Source organism: Agromyces sp. NPDC056523, from assembly GCF_042794545.1.
In the GTDB taxonomy this organism is placed as follows: domain Bacteria; phylum Actinomycetota; class Actinomycetes; order Actinomycetales; family Microbacteriaceae; genus Agromyces.
Map to the genome: position 1 here is coordinate 569,988 of NZ_JBHTTM010000002.1, position 13,977 is coordinate 583,964.

At 72.9% G+C, this 13,977-nt stretch carries 11 protein-coding genes and 2 tRNA genes; 6 read left to right on the forward strand and 7 right to left on the reverse strand.

Annotation, left to right across the window (positions count from 1 at the left end):
* Positions 1–25 precede the first annotated feature (25 nt).
* A tRNA-Pro gene (locus ACFQ58_RS09630) sits at positions 26–100 on the reverse strand.
* Positions 101–290: 190 nt separating this feature from the next.
* Here ACFQ58_RS09630 and ACFQ58_RS09635 point away from each other — a divergent pair.
* The 6 genes from ACFQ58_RS09635 to ACFQ58_RS09660 all read left to right on the forward strand — a co-directional run bounded on the left by ACFQ58_RS09635 (position 291) and on the right by ACFQ58_RS09660 (position 7,052).
* On the forward strand, positions 291–4,043 hold the full coding sequence (locus tag ACFQ58_RS09635; RefSeq protein ID WP_376950850.1) for an SCO7613 C-terminal domain-containing membrane protein: 3,753 nt from the start codon (positions 291–293) through the stop codon (positions 4,041–4,043).
* A gap of 75 nt (positions 4,044–4,118) precedes the next feature.
* Positions 4,119–4,189 (forward strand) — tRNA-Gly (locus tag ACFQ58_RS09640).
* A 160-nt stretch (positions 4,190–4,349) separates the two neighbouring features.
* The gene (locus tag ACFQ58_RS09645; RefSeq protein WP_376950851.1) at positions 4,350–4,739 is read left to right on the forward strand and encodes a hypothetical protein; all 390 of its coding nucleotides are present in this window, start codon (positions 4,350–4,352) and stop codon (positions 4,737–4,739) included.
* Complete coding sequence (locus ACFQ58_RS09650; protein ID WP_376950852.1) at positions 4,736–5,644, forward strand: alpha/beta fold hydrolase; 909 nt, start codon at positions 4,736–4,738, stop codon at positions 5,642–5,644. Before ACFQ58_RS09645 ends, ACFQ58_RS09650 begins: the two co-directional genes overlap by 4 nt.
* Before the next feature lie 112 nt (positions 5,645–5,756).
* A complete protein-coding gene (locus ACFQ58_RS09655; RefSeq protein ID WP_376950853.1) occupies positions 5,757–6,275 on the forward strand; it encodes a Dps family protein in 519 nt (172 codons plus the stop codon).
* Between the two features lie 60 nt (positions 6,276–6,335).
* A complete protein-coding gene (locus ACFQ58_RS09660; RefSeq protein WP_376950854.1) occupies positions 6,336–7,052 on the forward strand; it encodes a hypothetical protein in 717 nt (238 codons plus the stop codon).
* A gap of 7 nt (positions 7,053–7,059) precedes the next feature.
* Here ACFQ58_RS09660 and ACFQ58_RS09665 read toward each other — a convergent pair whose 3' ends face one another.
* The 6 genes from ACFQ58_RS09665 to ACFQ58_RS09690 all read right to left on the reverse strand — a co-directional run bounded on the left by ACFQ58_RS09665 (position 7,060) and on the right by ACFQ58_RS09690 (position 13,975).
* Positions 7,060–7,722: a response regulator gene (locus ACFQ58_RS09665; RefSeq protein WP_376950856.1), complete on the reverse strand. Its 663-nt coding sequence runs from the start codon at positions 7,720–7,722 to the stop codon at positions 7,060–7,062.
* Positions 7,719–9,134 (reverse strand): sensor histidine kinase, encoded by a 1,416-nt coding sequence (locus ACFQ58_RS09670; protein ID WP_376950857.1) that lies wholly within the window; start codon positions 9,132–9,134, stop codon positions 7,719–7,721. Before ACFQ58_RS09670 ends, ACFQ58_RS09665 begins: the two co-directional genes overlap by 4 nt.
* Positions 9,121–10,677: a multicopper oxidase family protein gene (locus tag ACFQ58_RS09675; protein WP_376950858.1), complete on the reverse strand. Its 1,557-nt coding sequence runs from the start codon at positions 10,675–10,677 to the stop codon at positions 9,121–9,123. The genes ACFQ58_RS09670 and ACFQ58_RS09675 overlap by 14 nt, the downstream gene beginning before the upstream one ends.
* 100 nt (positions 10,678–10,777) lie before the next feature.
* Positions 10,778–12,316 (reverse strand): amidohydrolase, encoded by a 1,539-nt coding sequence (locus ACFQ58_RS09680; protein ID WP_376950859.1) that lies wholly within the window; start codon positions 12,314–12,316, stop codon positions 10,778–10,780.
* Positions 12,313–12,957, reverse strand: coding sequence for an FMN-binding negative transcriptional regulator (locus ACFQ58_RS09685; RefSeq protein ID WP_376950860.1), 645 nt, complete (start codon positions 12,955–12,957; stop codon positions 12,313–12,315). The genes ACFQ58_RS09680 and ACFQ58_RS09685 overlap by 4 nt, the downstream gene beginning before the upstream one ends.
* 13 nt (positions 12,958–12,970) lie before the next feature.
* Positions 12,971–13,975, reverse strand: a complete 1,005-nt coding sequence (locus tag ACFQ58_RS09690) for an Fpg/Nei family DNA glycosylase (RefSeq protein ID WP_376950861.1) — start codon at positions 13,973–13,975, stop codon at positions 12,971–12,973.
* Positions 13,976–13,977: the final 2 nt, after the last annotated feature.

Genomic DNA, 13,977 nt, shown 5'->3' on the forward strand with positions numbered 1-13,977 from the left:
GTACGTGGTCGAGCCATGCGACTCGTCGGGGCGACAGGATTCGAACCTGCGACCTCCCGCTCCCAAAGCGGGCGCTCTAGCCAAGCTGAGCTACGCCCCGAGTCGCCGGCTGGACTCGCCGGTCCGGCGCGTCGGCGCGCCGGAGCACGCGATGCGCGGGATGGACCCGGGAAAGTCTACTGCACGCGCCGCAGGCGCCCCGCGCCGCGACTCGTCCGCGCCCGCCCTGTGGACGGAAACTCCGTGCGTGCACCGAGGTTCCGGCGTTTCCTGCGTGTCAAGGTGAGCCCATGACCGATGTGCCCCCTCTCGCGGCGCCCGATCTGCGGCGCTGGCCGAGCGACCCCGCGCAGTTCGTCGACGCGACACGCTGCCCGGCCTGCTTCACCCCGCTGCGGCGAGCGGGCTGCGACGCGTGCGGGCTCCGACTCGATGTGCCGGCTGCAGCCGAGCTGTTCGCCGCGGGCCTCCGCGTGCGGGATGCCGAACGTGATCGTCAGGCCGTGATCGGGCGGATGCGCGCTGCACAGGCGCAAGCCGAGCAGGCGCGGGTCGAGCTCGATCGGCGAGTCCCCGACCTGCCCGCCCTGATCCCGCCTCCGTTGCCGGTCGCGTCGGTCGCTGTTCCCAGCGCGTCGCCGCCCGCGGCGGCTCCCGCTCCCGCAGCGCAGGCGGCGACAGCCGACACCCCGCCGCCTCCGCCCGAGATCCGGGAGCCGGGGGCCTCGACCGACGCTCGACCACGGCGGTCCGGCGTGCAGGTGCTCCTGCTCACGCTGGGCGTCGTCCTCCTCTCGGTCGCCGCGATCGTCTTCCTGCTCGTGGCCTACCTCGTCGCGACCCTCGAAGTCCGATCGATCATCACGGCGGCCGCGAGCATCCTCGTGCTCGGGCTCGCGTGGGTGCTGCGCGCCCGAGGGCTCGGAGGAACGGCCGAGGGCGTCGCATCGGTCGCGGTCGTGCTCCTCGTGCTCGACGGATGGATCGTCCGTGCCAACGAGCTCTTCGGGACCGTGCGGCTCGACGAGTTGGCCTATTGGGGCGGTGCGCTCCTCGTGGTCGCGGCGATCCTCGCGATCGCCCGCCGGGTGAGCCGCGTGCGCGTGCCCGGATTCGCCGCGGCGGCGCTCGCCCCGGCCGGCGCGTTCCTCCTCGGCTACGGTGCCGCACCCGACGACGAGGTCGGGACGGCGGCCTGGCTCGGCGGGCTGGCAGCGGTGCTCGTCGGCGCCGTCGGCCAGTTCGCGCGGCCGTCGGTGGAGCGCACGATCATGCTCGCGGCGGCGTTCGGCGCCGGTGCGATCGCGCTCGTCGCGGCGTCATGGGCGCTCCCGGCGACGTCGTGGGGATCGACCTGGGCACTGCTCGGGCTGACGGCGGCGTGGATCGCGCTCCTCCTCGCCCGGTGGCGAGCCGTTCGGACCGCCGACCCCTGGACGATCGTCGCGGCGGTCGCGGCGGGCATGGCCGCCGCCCTCGCGCCGGCGGTCGGCGCCGCGATCGAACTCGACGCCGCCGAGGCGATCTGGATCGCACCCGCGGCCGCCGCCGGGGTCGCGTGCATCGCAGCCGGTCTCACTCGTGCGGGCGCAACGCCGCGCCGCCACGCGCTGCCTGGCCTCGTCGCCGCCGCAGCCGTCGCCGCCATCGCCGCGCTGCCGGCGCTCCAGGTCCTGCCTGCGCTCGCCGTCGATCTGCCTGCCGCGACGATGGCGGGGTGGGGGGCCGACGCGACGGCACCGCGCGAGTCGCTCGGCGGGATGCTGGGCGTCGACGAACTGCGCCTCGGCGCAGTGCTCGCGCCGCTGGCGCTCGCGGTCGGCGCGCTGATCGTGCTCATCCTGCTGCGCCGGCTGCGTCCGCTCGCCGCGCTTCCCACGGCTCTCGCACTCACGGCCGCGGTGGCCGCCGCCATCGGGGCCCCCACCCTCCTCGCCGTCGAGGGCATCCTGCTCGGCGTGGCGATCATCGGACTGGCCGCCGCGGCGCTCCGGGCGGTCCGATCGATCCCCGGCGTCACGGTGGTGCTCGCGGTGTTCGGACTGACGTCGGCGTCCATCGCATGGGTGCTCGCCCACGCGAGCGTCGACCTCTGGTGGTGGGTCGTCCCGGTGCTCGTCGCCGCGGCGCTGTGCGGGCGCGCGCTCGCGCGGCGGGTGTGGTCGACGTCGACGACCGCGGTCGCCGCGCCGCTCCACACCGCGGCCGCGACCGTGATGGTGCTCTTCGGCGCGTTCGCCCTGCCCGGATGGTCCGTCGTGGCCGGTACGGCCTTCCCGGAGCCATGGAGCTCGGCGGTGTTCCTGCTCGCCCTGGCCGGGGCGGTCCTGGTCGCCGTGCCGGCGGCGCTCGTGCGGATGCCGCTGCCGGACCGGAGGGCCGTGGCCATCCCGTCATTCGCAGCCGCCCTCGGCGGCAGCATCCTCCTCGCCGCGATGCCGTCCCTGCCGCTCGGCTGGATCCCGCCCGCCGTCCTCGTCATGTCCGGGGCGGCATGGATCCGCTCCACGCTGCTGTCCATCCGGTATGCGGCCGCGGTCATCGTGCCCGTGTCGATGGCGTTGGCGGCCGCCGGACTCGTCACCGAGTACGGTCCCGCGGACGGCGGGACCTACGGGACGGCCGCCGCCGCCCTGCTCGCCGCCGTCCTCGGCCATGTCGCCGTGCCGCGAGACCAGCGCACCCGGTGGGCCTGGAGCGCCGCCGTCGGACTGGTCGCCTTCATCGCTCTCGTGGGCACCGTCGTCCCGCCGACGGCGCCGGCCGACCCCTGGCTCGTCCTGCTGCTCCTCGCGCCCGTCCCCGTCCTCGTGGCGGCGCTCGACGGGGACCCGATCGGCGGCACCGCGCCGACACGCCACCTGTCGTGGCTGACGCTCGTCCTCGCGGTCGGCAGCATCTGGGCGTGGCTCGGTGAGGAGGATGTGAGCGAGGTCGAGTCGTACACACTCCCGCTCGCGGGTGCCCTCCTCGCCGCCGGCGCGCTGATCATGTGGCGGGGCAATATACCCGAGACGACCGTCTCCGGCCGGACCGCCGTGCTCGCCTCCGCGGCCGCGGTCGCCGTGCTTCCGAGCGTGGCCACCGCCGGCGACTCCGAGCTCCGCACGCTCGTGCTCGTCTCGTCCGGCACGGTCGCGGTCCTCGCCGGGCTGTTCCTGCCCGAGCGCGCTCGGGGCGTGCCTGTGCGCCTGCTCGCCGTCGGCGCCGGCTGGGTCGCGGTGACGGGCGCGGGCCTCGTTCGCGGCCTCGCGGTGGCGCTCGGCGAATCGAGCCGCCTGTTCATCGAGTTCTGGCCCCTCCTCGCGCTGGCCGTCGGCACCGTCGCGGCGATCGCCTGGATCCGCACGCAGAGCCGCCCCACGGCAGCGGCCGAGTCGGCGTTCGCGGGCTCCGTGGCAGCGGTGTCGATCCCCACGCTGGCCGCGGTCCTCGACGATCGCGAGCCGGTGCTCCGTGCCCTCGTGCTGCTGACGGCGCTGGCCCTGCTCCACGTCGCGAACACGGCCACCGCCGCTCGGCCGATCGGCGGGCCGATCACGAGGTGGTCGAGCCTCGGCGTCCTCGTGCTCGCCGGTACCCTCGCCCTCACCGTCGGCACCGTCGATCCCTTCGACGTCGTGACCGTTCCCGTCGCCGCCGCACTGATCGGCGCCGGCGCGCTGCGGATGGTTCGCGACCGCTCGGTGGGCAGTTGGCCGGCCCTCGGTCCGGGCCTGGCCGTCCTCCTCGTGCCGGCGCTCATCGCCGACTGGACCGAGCCCGAGCTGTGGCGACTCGTCGCCCTGGGGGTGGTCTCGGCCGTGGCGGTCGTGGTCGGCGCCGCGCTCCGACTGCAGGCTCCGGTGCTCCTCGGCGGTGCGATCCTCCTCGTGCACGCGATCGCGCAGCTCTGGCCGTACCTCAGCGCGTTCTACGAGGACGTGTGGTGGTGGCTGTGGCTGGGCATCGCGGGCGCGCTGCTCATCGCGATCGCGGCGACCTACGAGCGCCAGCTGCGTCTCGCTCGTAGCGCCATCCGCACCATCGCGGGCCTCCGCTAGCCGCAACCACCACGACCGCCCGTCAGGCCGGCCCCAGCCGGTGTACTACGATGATCGGGTGCCCACGAGGGCCGCGGGGATGTAGCTCAATGGCAGAGCCTCAGTCTTCCAAACTGATGGTGCGGGTTCGATTCCCGTCATCCCCTCCGTTGAATTTCTGTCTGACCGGCTGTTTTGGGGCAGCTATGGTCGATGTCCGCAGCAGTGCGCTCGACCTGAGAGGGTCGCACGGCATCGGCCCCAACCGGGCGGCCCGGGAGTACGCTGGGCACAGCAGCAAGCACCGTGGCCTCGAGGGGGTGCGTCATGGGTGCAACCCGGTCGGAGCGGACGCGGGTCATCGCCGACCTGGCATGGCTCGGCGGGCTGATCCAGATCGCCTTGGGCACGGCATTGCTCGCCGGCCCCGAGGCGCCGATCGTCGCCGCGACGCTCGCGATCGTGGGCGGCGCCGCCGTGATGCTCGCCGGAACGCTCGTGCTGTTCCGGGTGCGGACGTCGTGGACGACCGTCACGGTCGCGTTCGTCGCTTCGTTCGGTGCCGCCGTGTACGCGGCCTGGGTCGCCGCTCCGTACTGGCGAGGAGCCCTGATCGTCGCGGTGCTCGCGGTCGGCGGGCTCGTCGTCGAGTGGACGCAGCGCCGGCCCGCCGCTGTCGGCGCGCGGTCCGGCCCGAGCAGGGGTCAGTCGTCGTGACCTCCCCGTCGAGTACGCGCTCCGGGTCCCGGCATCGGTCCCGCCTGCATCCCAGTCGACCCGAATCGGGGCTGGCCGGCCGCTGGACCGAGATCGACGGCGTCGAGGTGTTCTACCGGGAGTCCCCCGACCCGCCCGATGCGCCGGTCATGATGCACGTGCACGGCTTCGGCCTGTCCGGGCGCTACCTGTTGCCCACCGCGGAGCGACTCGGCGGTGAGTTCCACACGTTCGTCCCGGACCTGCCGGGGTTCGGCCGCAGCCAGCGGATGGCGAACGCGCTCGACGTCCCCGACCTGGCGCATGCCGCCGCACGCTTCCTCGACGACCGCGAGATCGAGAAGGTGACGCTGGTCGGGAACTCGATGGGCTGCCCCGTCATCACCGAATTCGCGTATCACCACCCGGATCGGCTCGAGCGCGCGGTGCTCGTCTCCCCCGCTGGCGGGTTGTTCAACCAACCGCTCACGCGCGCCATCCGGCAACTCAGCCGCGACGGCATGCGCGAACCGCCGCGCATGATCAGCGTCGCCGCGCCCGACTACCTTCGATTCGGCGTGCCGAGCACGCTCAAGATGTTCCGCGCGCTCACGCAGTACCCGTCGCTGGACCGGTTGCTGGACCTCAAGGTGCCGACGCTCGTGGTCATCGGCGACCGCGACCCGCTGATGCCGCCGCCGAGCCGCGTCCACGAGGTGGCGGCGATGACGGACTCGCACGTCCTCCTCGTCGGTATCCGCGGTGCCGCGCACGCCATCAACTTCAGCCACCCCGGTGAGCTCGCCCACATCATCCGGCAGTTCATGGCCGACAAGGAGATCACCGACGACCCCGAATCGCCCGGAGTCTCGCGGGTCGTCGAGATCCACCGCGGCACGCACCATCCACGACCGACGAGCGAGTGAGTCGCGCGCCCGAACCGGTCAACCCCCTGCCGATCCGATGGGAATGCCGCCGCGGTATCCGTGGTTCGGCGTAGCGTGGCATGCGTCACGTCATCGAGTGGAAGGGGACCACATGACCGACTCCAAGACGGCATCCAAGACCGCATCCCGCAAGCCCAAGGCGCCGATGAAGGGTGCCGATCCCGAGGTCGCCTCGGGTGTGTCGCAGTTCTTCACCCCCCTGGTGCACGAGCTGACCGCGCTCGCGCTCAACGGCAAGCAGGCGCATTGGAACGTGCGAGGCCGCGACTTCCTCGAGGTGCACGAGTTCCTCGACGTCGTCGTGGAGCACGCGCAGGAGTGGGCCGACCTCGCCGCCGAGCGGGTCGTCGCCCTCGGCCTGCCCATCGACGCGCGACTGTCGACCATCGCCAAGGAGAGCGACGCGGTGAACCCGTCCGCCGGCTTCAAGCAGTCCGACGAGACCATCGCGGACGTGGTCGCGCAGATCGACGTCGCCACCGAGAAGGTGAACGCGGCGATCGAGGGGCTGGAGGAGCTCGATCCCACCAGCCAGGACGTCGCCATCGAGATTCGGCGCGGCCTCGACAAGGACCGCTGGTTCCTCGCGGCGCACGTGAGCGTGAAGTAGCCGCGGCGGCCTCGTCGCTCACGGATGCGGCGGCGACGGGCCCGGGTGCAGAATGCCGGTATGGCGGATGCGCCCGGGCCCGACACGTCCCCGCCGGGCTCCGGCGACGCAACGGAGGCCGACGGGCTCACCGACGCCCAGAAGTCGCTCCGCGCGCAACTGCTCGCCACGGAGCATTGGAGTCTCCTCGCCTCGCGGAGCACCACGCAGAGCGAGGTGCTCACCCGCATCGCGATCTTCCTCACCGTCGTCTCAGCCGGGCTCATCAGCCTCGGGATCCTCGGCAACGCGACCCAGTTCCGAGGATGGTTCGGGGTCGCGGCGCTCGGCGTCCTGTTCCTGCTGCTCCTGCTCGGGCTGATCACCATGATCCGGGCGTTCAACACGGCGACCGAGGATCTCATGTACGTGCTCGCCATGAACCGGCTCCGAGCGGCGTACATCGACCTCGATCCGGGCCTCGCACCCTACTTGATGATGTCGGCCCACGACGACCTCAGAGGCTCGAACGTCACGTATCACGCGTTCTTCGACCGTGACGTGACACAGGTGATCGGCAGTTCGATGGTGGTGATCACCCTCGTGACCGCCGCGGTCGCGGGCCTGTTCGCGGGCGGCGTGGTCCTCGCGTTCGAGCTTCCCGTCGGTTTCGCCGTGGCGGTCGGCGTCGCTGCGGGCTTGGCGGCGTTCGCCTGGATGATGTACCGCGGCTACCGCCTGTACTGGCGCGTCTGGCGCGAGTACACGCCGCTTCGACCGACCCCTCCGGACGCGTGAGGCGTCGTCAGCGGCGCAGCCAGGCGAGCACCGCGAGCACCCGCCGGTGATCGGTTCCGGAGTCCTCGAGCCCGAGCTTCTGGAAGATCGAAGTCACGTTCTTCTCGACCGCGCCGACGCCGATGAAGAGCTGCCTGGCGATGCCCGAGTTCGTGCGCCCCTCGGCCATGAGCTCGAGCACCTCGCGCTCGCGAGGCGTGAGCGCCTCGAGCGGGTCGCCTCGTCGGGAGAGCAGCTCCCGCACGACCTGCGGATCGAGCACGGTACCGCCGTCCTCCACGCGCTCGACGGCGTCCTTGAGATCCTCGAGCGACGCGACGCGATCCTTCAGGAGGTACCCCATGCCGCCGTCGGCCGACGAGAGGAGCTCGTGCGCGTACGTGCCCTCGACGTACTGGCTGAGCAGCAGCACCCCGAGGCCGGGCGTCCGTCGTCGCAGCTCGATGGCGGCTCGGACGCCCTCGTCGCGGAACGTCGGCGGCATGCGCACGTCGAGCACCGCGACATCGGGTATCGCCCGCTCGAGGTCGGCCAGGAGCGCCTCGGCGTCGCCGTAGGCGCCGACGGTCTCGAAGCCCGCCTCGTCGAAGAGCCGCACCAGTCCCTCGCGCAGGAGCATCGAATCCTCGGCGAGCACGACGCGGATCGGACGGTCGGGCGTGGCGGTCACGCGCCCACACTAGCGGCCGGAACGTACGGGAAGTGCGCGCCGATCACGGTCGGCCCGCCCGCGGGGCTGTCGATGAGGAGCACCCCGCCGAGCCCCCGGATTCGCTCGTCGAGCCCGGCGAGGCCGTGGCCCGGCATCGCCGTCGCACCGCCGCGCCCGTTGTCGGTGACCCAGAGGTCGAGCCAGAGGCCGGAGGAACCGGTGTCGCGCGTCGAGAGCCGCAGCCGGATGGCGCTCGCGGCCGCGTGCTTGGCGGCGTTGGTGAGCAGCTCGGCCGCGATGAAGTACGCGTTGCGCTCGATCGCGGCGGGGAGCGCGGCGTCCGCAGGCAGGTCCAGCTCGAGTATCACCGGGACCGGGCTGCGGCCGGCCAGGGATTCGAGCGCGCTCGCGAGCCCGCGATCCTGCAGCAGCGGCGGCGCGAACCCTCGCGACAGGGCGCGCAGCTCATCCAGCGTGTCGCGGGCCTGGTCGCGCGCCTCGCCGAGGAGCGTGCGGGCGGCGTCGGGGTCGGACTCGAGCTTGCGCTCGATCGCGGCGAGGTCCATCTGCAACCGCACCAGGCGCTGCTGCGGGCCGTCGTGGATGTCGCGCTCGAGGCGTCGCAGCGCGGCATCCTCGGCCTGCACGGCGGCGCCGCGCGAGGCCGCGAGCTGCTGCACCTGGCGCTGGAGCGCCTCGGAGCGCCACGCCCCGAGCATGCCGCGTGCGATCTGGTCGTGCATCCACGTGAGCCCCGCGGTCACGAACGGGAGCGTGAGCAGGAACACGGCACCGAGCACGAGCTGCACGATCGACTCGCCGACGAGGGGCTCGATGTCGACGGCCGCGGAGCCGCCCGGCCAGATGCGGTCGAGCACCCACTCGTGCGGCCAGAACTCCCGGCCGCCGACGGGGAGGAACATCGCCCAGAACCAGTACGTCACCCCGCCGAGCCCGACCGCGAGCCACACGATCGTGACGGTCCAGCTGAAGAGCGCGACGATGGGCGCCACGACCATGCCGTGCAGGAGGTACAGCCAGTAGTGCCCGTCGACGAACGGCGCGAAGAACGCACGCCACGGCCCGTCGCCCCCGGGAGCTGCGGCCTCCCAGTTCGGTCGCCGGATCTCGGGGCGACCGGCCCAGGCCAGGCGCACGAGCTCGACCATGCCGAACCCGCGAGCGGTGTACAGCGCGGCGACCACGATCGCGAGTCCCACCACGACGACGAGCAGGCTCGCACCGGTCGAGAACAGCGTGACGAGCACGACGAACCCGACGATCGCGATCGGGAAGCCGAGCAGCAGGAAGCCCAGCTCGCGCGGGACGGCCGCCCACAAGCCGCCGTACCCGCGCCGACGTCGCGGCGCGGCATCCGTCATCGGCTGGGTGGTGGCGCGAGGCGTGCTCGCGGAATCAATGGTGGTCATGGTCGGTCTCCTCGGTCATCGTCGCACGCTGACCGGGTTCGACGACGGCGAACTGGCCCATCATCCCCTGGTCCTCGTGCCACAGCAGGTGGCAGTGGTACATGTACGGCGTGTCCGGATCGGCGTAGTCCTCGAATCGGAGGATCAGCTCGTACTCGGTCTCCGGGCGGGCGAAGATCGTGTCCTTCCATCCGGCGAGCTCGGGCGGCGGCAGCGCGCCGTCGATCGACGCGATGCGGAACTGCACGTCGTGGACGTGGAAGCTGTGCGGCATCGCGCTCGTGTTCTCGACCAGCCAGCGTTCCGTAGTGCCGACGGTCGACGTGTGGTCGATGCGGTCGAGCTCCATCTGCCGGCCGTCGATCTGGAAGCCGTCGAGGGTGAAGGACCGCGTCTCGGCGATGTCGGCGGTCGCGACCGGCGGGAGGTCGGCGAGTCGGTCGGGCACGTCAGGCGCCGGATCGAGCTCTGCGGCGGCGCGCAGCTCGAGGACGTCGAACTCGTCCGTGCCGCCGTTGATGGCGGCGATCGTGGGCTGCAGCCCCGCGGCATCCGGCGTCATGACGGACTGCAGGGTGAGCCGTTCACCGGGTGCCAGGCGCACGAGCACCTCGGCGCGCTCGCCGGGCGAGAGCACGACCCGGTCGAGCTCGATGGATGCCTCGAGCAGCCCGCCGTCGGTCGCGATCAGCTCGGACGGCCGCCCGTCCTCCCACGTGAACGCGTAGCTCCGGGCGGTCGAGGCGTTCAGCAAGCGCAGCCGCACGAGCTCGTCGTGGACCTCCGCGTACGGACCGCGCGCGCCGTTGACGAGCAGCTCGTCGCCGAGCCGCCCGGCGAAGCCCTGCGCGGCCGACTCGAGCCGGCCGTCGTCGGTGAACGCGGCATCCTGGACGATGACGGGCAGGTCGTCGACGCCATACTCGCGCGGCAGCGGCAGCGCCCCTTCGGCGTCGTCGCGCACGAGGAACATGCCGGCGAGGCCGCGCGCGACGTGCTGCTCCGTCTCGCCGTGCGGATGCGGGTGGTACCAGAGCGTCGCGGCGGGCTGGTCGACGGTCCACTCGGGCGACCACGTCCGGCCGGGATCGACCATCTGGTGCGGGCCGCCGTCCATCTCGGCGGGCAGGTGCATGCCGTGCCAGTGCACGGTCGTCGCGACATCCAGTCCGTTCGCGACATCCACACGCACGCGCTCGCCCCGCTCGGCCACGAGGGTGGGGCCGAGGTAGGCGCCGTCGAAGCCCCAGGTCTCGCTCTCGACGCCCGGCGCGAACTCGGTCGTGCCGGCCCGCGCTTCGAGCGAGAAGACACGGGTGCCGTCGGCGTCGACGGTCGATTCGGCGAGCGGCGGGATCGGAAGCGGCGTGTCGAAGTCGACCTCGCCGACGGTCGAGACGCGGCCCGGGCCGACGAGCCCGCACCCCGCGAACGCCACGGTCACGGCGGCGCCGGCGGCGAGGAGGCCGAGCGCGGTCGCGGCGGCGCGAGGTCGGCGGACGGCGGACGACCGGTGCGTGTCGGCGTGGAGGTCGGGAAGCATGCATCCAGACTCCCGTCGGGGAGCCGGCGGCCCCAGCCGGTGGGCATCCGAAGCCGGACGGGGGTCAACCCCCGGTCCGCGCATGGCCCGACGGACGCCGTCAGCGCGCGTCGTGCGTCACGCGGCCGCCGAGGAGGGTCATCGCCACGGGCATCTCCCGCAGCTCGTCGGCGGGCGTCGCGATCGGGTCGAGCTCGACGATCGCGAGGTCGGCCGCCGATCCCTCGACGACGTCGGTTCCGGCGCCGTCCGTCGACGCGGCCAGCGCGAGCCGCGCATCGACCGCCTGCTCGGGATGCCACGGGGCGCGGCCGTCACGGGCGCGGCCGACCGCGGCCGCGATCGCCACCCAGGGGTCGAGCCGCGCCACCGGCGCGTCCGAGCCGAGCGCGAGTTCGACCCCGGCGTCGGCGAGGTCGCGCAACATGAACGCGCGATCGGTGCGTCCGGCCCAGTAGCGCTCCGCTACGTCCCGGTCGTCCATGGCGTGCTCGGGCTGCACACTCGCCACGATGCCGAGTCGGGCGAACCGCGCGAGGTCCTCACGGCGGAGCAGCTGGGCGTGCTCGATGCTCGCGCGGCCGTGCCATCCGCTCGGCTGCACCGCCTCGAGGGCGTCGAGCGCGCGCTCGTTCGCGCGGTCGCCGATGGCGTGCACGGCGGGGTCGAGGCCGATCTCGCGGGCCCGCTGCAGGTGCGGCACGAGCTCGTCGTATGGGACGTTCGCCTGACCGTACGGGTGCTCGTCGGGCCCGAGGCCGGGATACGGGTCCACGCACCAGGCCGTGCGCGTGTTGAGCGAGCCGTCGGTGATCACCTTGTAGCTGCCGACGCGCACGAGTCCGCGGGTGCCCTCGATCGTCTCGCCCGTGCGCAGTCGGGCCTCGGCGGCCCGCTCGAGGTGCTGCGTGTAGACGCCGAATCGCACGCGCAGCGCGTCGACGCCGCCCGCCGCGCGTCGGGCCCAGTCGTCGCGGTTCCAGCGCATCTCGTAGTCGACGACGCCCACGACACCGCGTGCGGCGGCGGCCCGGGCCGCGTCGGCGACCCACTCGTCGAGCACGTCGTCGGCGACGTCGTCGAGCGCGCGCACCAGCCGGAAGCAGTCGTCCTCGCGGAGCACGCCGCTCGTGCCGGCGCGTTCGAGGAGGCCGTGGCGGCGACCGGCCGCGGAGTTCACCCAGCACGAGTGCAGGTCGCCCGACACCAGCACGACGGGGACGTCACCCGCGACGCAGTCGAGCAGGTCGATGCGCTGCCGGTCGGACCAGAGCCCGTCGCGGTAGCCCATGCCGACCACCTCGCGGGCGCCGTCGCGCACGGCGGCCGCGACGAGCTCGGCCGCCTCGGCCGCCGAGGACACGGCAGCGAGGTCGAGGCGGCGCGCGGCCATGGCCCACTGCGCCAGGTGGACGTGCCGGTCCCACAGCCCGGGGACGATCCACCGGCCGTCGAGGTCGAGGCGTTCCGCGCCGGATGTCCCGTCCGCGACGTCGACCGAGGGCGCTCCCCCCGCCGGCACCACCGCGCGCACGGTTCCATCTGCGACGTGCACGTCGACGGGCGCGCCGGCGCCGGGCAGCCGCACGCCGGCGAGGATGACGGGCGCGGCCGACGCCGCGCCATCCGCCGCGCTCACGCCTGCGCCGCCCGGAACGCCTCGTGCGTGCGTCGCATCTCGGCGGCCAGCGCCGGGCTCGCGTACGGTCCGTCGCCCTCGAGCTCGGCGATGATGCGGTCGACGGTCTCGGCCGGCTTGTTCTGGCTCATCTTGTTCTTGGCGACGAATCGCGTGATCGGGATGCGCATGCCCACCGTGCCCGCCGAGATGCGCTCGGCGTAGGCCGCGTTCTCGGGCGTCGATCGCATGCTGCGCGGCTGCGCCATCCGCTGTTCGAAGTGGTCGACGAGCGCGTCGAGGACCCGCAGGTTCTCGTCGGGATCGAGCAGTTCGGGCGTGCCGTGGAGGTGCGCGGTCACGAAGTTCCACGTCGGCACCGCGGGATTCGCGTCGTACCAGCCGGGCGAGATGTAGCCGTGCGGGCCCTGCACGATCACGAGCACCTCGTGGCGGCCCAGCTCGTGGACCTGCTCGTCGGGGCGGCCGACGTGCGTGAGCAGCACGATGCCCTCGGCCGTCTCGTCGAGCAGCACGGGGTAGTGCGAGGCGACGAGCCCCGCAGCATCCGTCATGCTCACGATCGTCGCCCACGGGTGCTCGCGGATCAGGCGCTTGACGCCGTCGTCGCTCGCGAGGGTGAAACTCGGGTTCTGTCTCATCGGGGTTCCGTTCCTAGGCCTGGCAGTAGGGGCACCAGTACAGCTTCCGGCCGCCTAGCTCCTCCATGACGACGTTGGTGCCGCAGACGCGGCACGGCAGGCCCTCGCGCTTGTAGACCCAGTGCCGATCGTCGCGGTTCGCCATGGCGGCACGCCACGCCTCGTCGTCGAGGTCGTCCATGGTCATCATCTGCCCGGTCTCGACGCCGATGCGAAGGAGCCGCGCCCAATCGCGCCACAGGTGGCGCACGTGTTCCTCGGGCACCTGCCGGCCGGGCGTGTGCGGGTTCTGCCGCGCCCGGAACAGCAGCTCGGCGCGGTACACGTTGCCGATGCCGGAGACGACGTTCTGGTCCATCAGCAGCAGGCCGATCGGCGTCGGCTTGCGGCGGACGACGCTCGTGAACCGCTCCTCCGCCTCGGCCCCGTCGTCGATGAGCGGGTCGGGGCCGAGCCGGGCGACCACCTGCTCGACCTGCGGCGGATCGAGCACCTCGCACGCCGTCGGCCCGCGGAGGTCGGCGACCACCGACTCGGTGAGCAGCCGCACGCGCACCTGCCCGACCGGCTCGGGCGGAAACGCCTCGAGGGCGTCGCCCTCGCGTTCGGACTCGGACATGCGCAGGCGGGTTCGACGCGGGGCGCCGATCGAGGTGATCGAGTTCTCGCCCGCCGCGTCGAGCACGACCGCGTCGGGGTTGGGTCCCTCGAGGAACGTGCCCTTCTGGCTGGTCTGCCCCATGCGTCCGTTCGACGAGGCGATCGTCGCATCCATCAGGATGTCGCCCGCGAAGTCCCACGCGCCGTACATGCCGAGGTGCACCCTGAGCCAGCGGTCGCCCTCGAAGCCGAGGAACATCTGCTTGCCCACGGCCCGTGCGTCCGTCATCCGCCGCCCGTCGAGGTCGGCCGCGCCCTCGGCGAACCGGCCCTGCGGACTCGAGGCGCGCACGACGTGGCCCACGAAGTTGCGCTCGAACTGCCGGGTGATGCGGTGGACGGAATGGCCCTCGGGCACCG